The 3,822-nt window shown below is 71.1% G+C and carries 3 protein-coding genes; 1 reads left to right on the top strand and 2 read right to left on the bottom strand.

Annotation, left to right across the window (positions count from 1 at the left end; translation table 11 throughout):
- The first annotated feature begins 127 nt into the window (after positions 1 to 127).
- Positions 128 to 1,072, top strand: coding sequence for a hypothetical protein (locus ACFWZH_RS39330; RefSeq protein WP_384443302.1), 945 nt, complete (start codon positions 128 to 130; stop codon positions 1,070 to 1,072).
- Positions 1,073 to 1,160: 88 nt separating this feature from the next.
- Here ACFWZH_RS39330 and ptsP read toward each other — a convergent pair whose 3' ends face one another.
- Together ptsP and ACFWZH_RS39320 are read right to left on the bottom strand one after the other, a co-directional pair.
- On the bottom strand, positions 1,161 to 2,831 hold the full coding sequence (gene ptsP / locus ACFWZH_RS39325; protein ID WP_384443299.1) for a phosphoenolpyruvate--protein phosphotransferase: 1,671 nt from the start codon (positions 2,829 to 2,831) through the stop codon (positions 1,161 to 1,163).
- Between the two features lie 76 nt (positions 2,832 to 2,907).
- Positions 2,908 to 3,357 carry a PTS glucose transporter subunit IIA gene (locus tag ACFWZH_RS39320; RefSeq protein ID WP_384443296.1) on the bottom strand — a complete coding sequence of 150 codons (450 nt, stop codon included), beginning with the start codon at positions 3,355 to 3,357 and terminating at the stop codon, positions 2,908 to 2,910.
- Positions 3,358 to 3,822: the final 465 nt, after the last annotated feature.

The following is a 3,822-nucleotide window of genomic DNA, read 5'->3' as shown; positions in this document are numbered from 1 at the left end:
ACCGGCCACCTGCGGCCCGTCGGTCCGGCGCCGGCCGCGATTGTCAGACCCCCCGATTACTGTGAGTGACAAGTGACGTTCGGTCAGCGTCCCGCTCGCAACGGGCGCATCTCACCCAGGGGGAGTCATGACATCCGCATCCCGGCACACCAACCGGTCCGCCGCCCACCGCACACTGCGCCGCGAAGTCCCCAGCACCGCCGCCGTCCTCGCCGACGAGCGGGACTTCACCGCCATGCGCCGCTACCGCACCTTCCCCTTCGACGACCACGGCAGCTACCTCCAGCAGATGGAGTCCCTGCTGCGCACCCTCGCCGCCCAGGGCGTGCTCACCACCCTCAGCCTCTTCGACCCGGCCGCCTTCGAGAAGTACTGCGCGGAGCAGGACCTCGACCCCGACCGCCCCGACAGCCGCACCCGCTACACCGCCGAAGCCGCCCGCACCGGCGCCCGGGTGACGTACGAAGGCGAGCCGCTGAGGCAGCTGCTGCCGTTACTCGTCGAGGAGGCCGACCGCCAGGCGGCCTGGAACCACGCCGCCGCCCTCCTCGCCCGCGCCGGCAGCTGCGACGACTGCGGTGCCGACCTCGCCCACGCCGCCTTCGCCCGTGCCACCCAAGCCCTCCAGCAGCTGCTGACGTCCCTCGGCGGCGGCACCCACCACCTCGTCTGCTCCGTCGCCGCGGGCGAGCCGTCCCTCCTCGCGGTCCTGCGCGCCACCGACGGCGCCGGCGACCGGCTCCGGCTCGCCGAATCCGAGACCCTCGTCTTCTGCACCGTCCTCGCCACCGGCCTCGCCCTGCGCCTGCCCGGCGGCATCGTCTCCCGCACGACCGCCGACCCCACCGGGCCCGCGGGCTCCGCCCACCACGGCGCCACCGCCGGGCCCCGCCGCGACACGGTCCGCGGCTGGTCGCTGCGCGACTCCTGGCTCCGCCCCCTCACCGCAGCCGAGGTCTTCACCGCCTACTGCACCGACGCCGACAGCGGAGAACCGATCCCGCCCGAGCCCGGCGTCGACTACGCCGCCGGCCTGCCCCTCGACCCCCCGTCCGACGCCCACGACCACTGAGCCGCAGGCACCGCGGCAGACACGAAACGGCCGCCCCGCCACAAAGGGCGGGACGGCCGTCAAGACTCCTACGACGTCTCCTGCGACATCACTCGCCGGAGAGCACCGCCTGCGCGGCCGCCCGGGCGTCATCGGCGGTGTCCGCGGCCCGCGCCGCGGCCGCCGCACGCTCGCACTGCGCCAGCGTGTGCTTGGCCAGCGTCGCCCGCACATAGGGAATCGACGCCGCACCCATCGACAGGCTGGTGACACCGAGCCCCGTCAGCACACACGCCAGCAGCGGATCGGAGGCCGCCTCACCACAGACACCACAGCTCTTGCCCTCGGCCTTCGCGGCCTCGGCCGAAGCCGCCACGAGGTCGAGCAGCGCCGGCTGCCAGGGATCCTGCAGACGCGAGACCGCACCCACCTGACGGTCGGCGGCGAAGGTGTACTGCGCCAGGTCGTTGGTCCCCAGCGAAAGGAACTCCACCTCTTGCAGAATCGAGCGGGCCCGCAGCGCCGCGGACGGAATCTCCACCATCGCACCGAACTTCGCCCGCAGCCCGGCCTCCCGGCACGCGTCCGCGAACGCCTTGGCGTCGATCCGGTCCGCCACCATCGGGGCCATGACCTCAAGGTAGACCGGCAGACCCTCGGCGGCCTTCGCCAGCGCGGCCAGCTGGGTACGCAGCACCTCGGGGTGGTCGAGCAGCGTACGCAGCCCCCGCACACCCAGCGCCGGGTTCGGCTCGTCGGCCGGCGTCAGGAAGTCCAGCGGCTTGTCGGCACCGGCGTCCAGCACGCGTACGACCACACGGCCCTCGGGGAACGCCTCCAGCACCTTGCGGTACGCCTCGACCTGCTTGTCCTCGGACGGCGCCTGCTTGCTGTCGTCCAGGAACAGGAACTCGGTACGGAAGAGCCCGACCCCCTCGGCCCCGGCCTCCACGGCGGCGGCCACATCACCGGGACCGCCGACGTTCGCCAGCAGCGGCACCTTGTGCCCGTCGGAGGTGGCCCCGGGACCGGACGAGGCGGCCAGCGCCGCCTTCCGCTCCGCGGCGGCCCGCTCCAGCTCCGCGCGCTTCTCGGCGCTCGGCTCCACGAAGATCTCTCCGGTGCTGCCGTCGACGGCGATCACCGTGCCCTCGACCAGCTCACCCGCGCCCGGCAGCGCCACGACGGCCGGCACACCCAGCGCCCGCGCCAGAATCGCGCTGTGGCTGGTCGGCCCGCCCTCCTCGGTGACGAAGCCGAGCACCAGCGTCGGGTCGAGCAGCGCGGTGTCGGCCGGCGCCAGATCCCGCGCGATCAGCACATACGGCTCATCGCTGTCCGGCACACCCGGCATCGGCACACCCAGCAGCCGGGCGACGATACGGTTGCGCACGTCATCGAGGTCGGCGACCCGCCCCGCCAGGTACTCACCGGCACCGGCAAGCAGCGCCCGGTAGGCCGCGAACGCGTCGTACACACCGCGCTCGGCGGTGCTGCCGACGGCGATCCGCCGCTCGACGTCCGCCATCAGCTCGGGGTCCTGCGCCATCAGCGCCTGGGCCTCCAGAACGGCCTGTGCCTCGCCGCCCGCCAGGTTTCCACGCGCTATCAGGTCGGCGGCGACAGCCTCCACGGCCTGACGGGCACGCCCCTGTTCGCGCTCCGCCTCATCCGCCGGAATCTGCTTGGCCGGCGGCTCGAGAACCGCCGTGCCCATGTGCCGCACCTCGCCTATGGCCACACCGTGGCTCACACCGACGCCTCGCAGCGTTGTCTCCATTGCACCCGTCTCCGGTTGATGCGACGGCCCGGCCGCCGCGGTGAATGTCGTCTCTGCCATTGGGTACGGCGCCCGGCTACTGCCAGGAGAAGAGCTCGTCGCCCGCCTTGATGTCGCCGTCCTCGCGCACCTCGCCGAGCGAGTCGGCGGTGGCCTCGAGCGCGACGACCGGGCACACCGGCGACTTGCCGGCCTCTTCGACCGCGGCCGGGTTCCAGCGCACGATCTCCTGGCCGCGGGTGACGGTGTCGCCCTTGTTCACGAGCAGCTCGAAGCCCTCGCCATTGAGCTGAACGGTGTCGATACCCAGGTGAGTGAGCACGCCGTGCCCCTCACCGTCGACGACGACGAACGCGTGCGGGTGCAGTGAGACGAGAACACCGTCCACGGGCGAGACGGCGGCAGACGGTTCACGAACGGGGTCGATGGCGGTACCGGGACCCACCATCGCGCCGGAGAACACCGGGTCGGGCACAGCCGCGAGTCCGATGGCGCGTCCTGCGAGCGGGGACGTCACGGTGGTCATGGGAAGCCTCCCAGGGGTGGAGATTCATCAGGCCGCCGTCACTACCTGTCCTGGACGGCGCACCGTTCAGAAGCGTAAGTCATAGGAACTGACGGTTCCGCATGACAGGCACCCAGTTGCACACCGCGCGTCCCGCTGAATCGATTTGCCTCGCCCACAGCAGAGCTGTACTGTCTGAGACCTGCCCCGGACAACCAGGACGCAATCACTGCGTCCGGTTGAGGTGGGCGGCACTCCCAGCGTCTTGATCGCGACTCAAGAATTGCGCTTCTGCATGTCTGCAGAAAAGCAGCGGTTCGAAAGCCGGAAAAGGCCTGATAGAGTGTGAAACACCGAAGGGAAGCGCCCGGCGGAAACCCGAAAGGGAATCCAAAGGAAGCGTCCGTTCCTTGAGAACTCAACAGCGTGCCAAAAGTCAACGCCAGATATGTTGATACCCCGTCGACCGGAAACATCCGGGAGATG

This window comes from Streptomyces sp. NPDC059008, assembly GCF_042749045.1.
Lineage (GTDB): Bacteria > Actinomycetota > Actinomycetes > Streptomycetales > Streptomycetaceae > Streptomyces.
The sequence above is the reverse complement of the archived record's forward strand: the minus strand, read 5'-3'. Positions and strand labels throughout refer to the sequence as shown.

What these genes read in the sequence shown, in the direction of transcription:
- ACFWZH_RS39330 (WP_384443302.1), top strand. Translation starts at nt 128, where the DNA reads ATGACATCCGCATCCCGGCACACCAACCGGTCCGCCGCCCACCGCACA.
- ACFWZH_RS39320 (WP_384443296.1), bottom strand. Translation starts at nt 3,357, where the DNA reads ATGACCACCGTGACGTCCCCGCTCGCAGGACGCGCCATCGGACTCGCG.
- ptsP (WP_384443299.1), bottom strand. Translation starts at nt 2,831, where the DNA reads ATGGAGACAACGCTGCGAGGCGTCGGTGTGAGCCACGGTGTGGCCATA.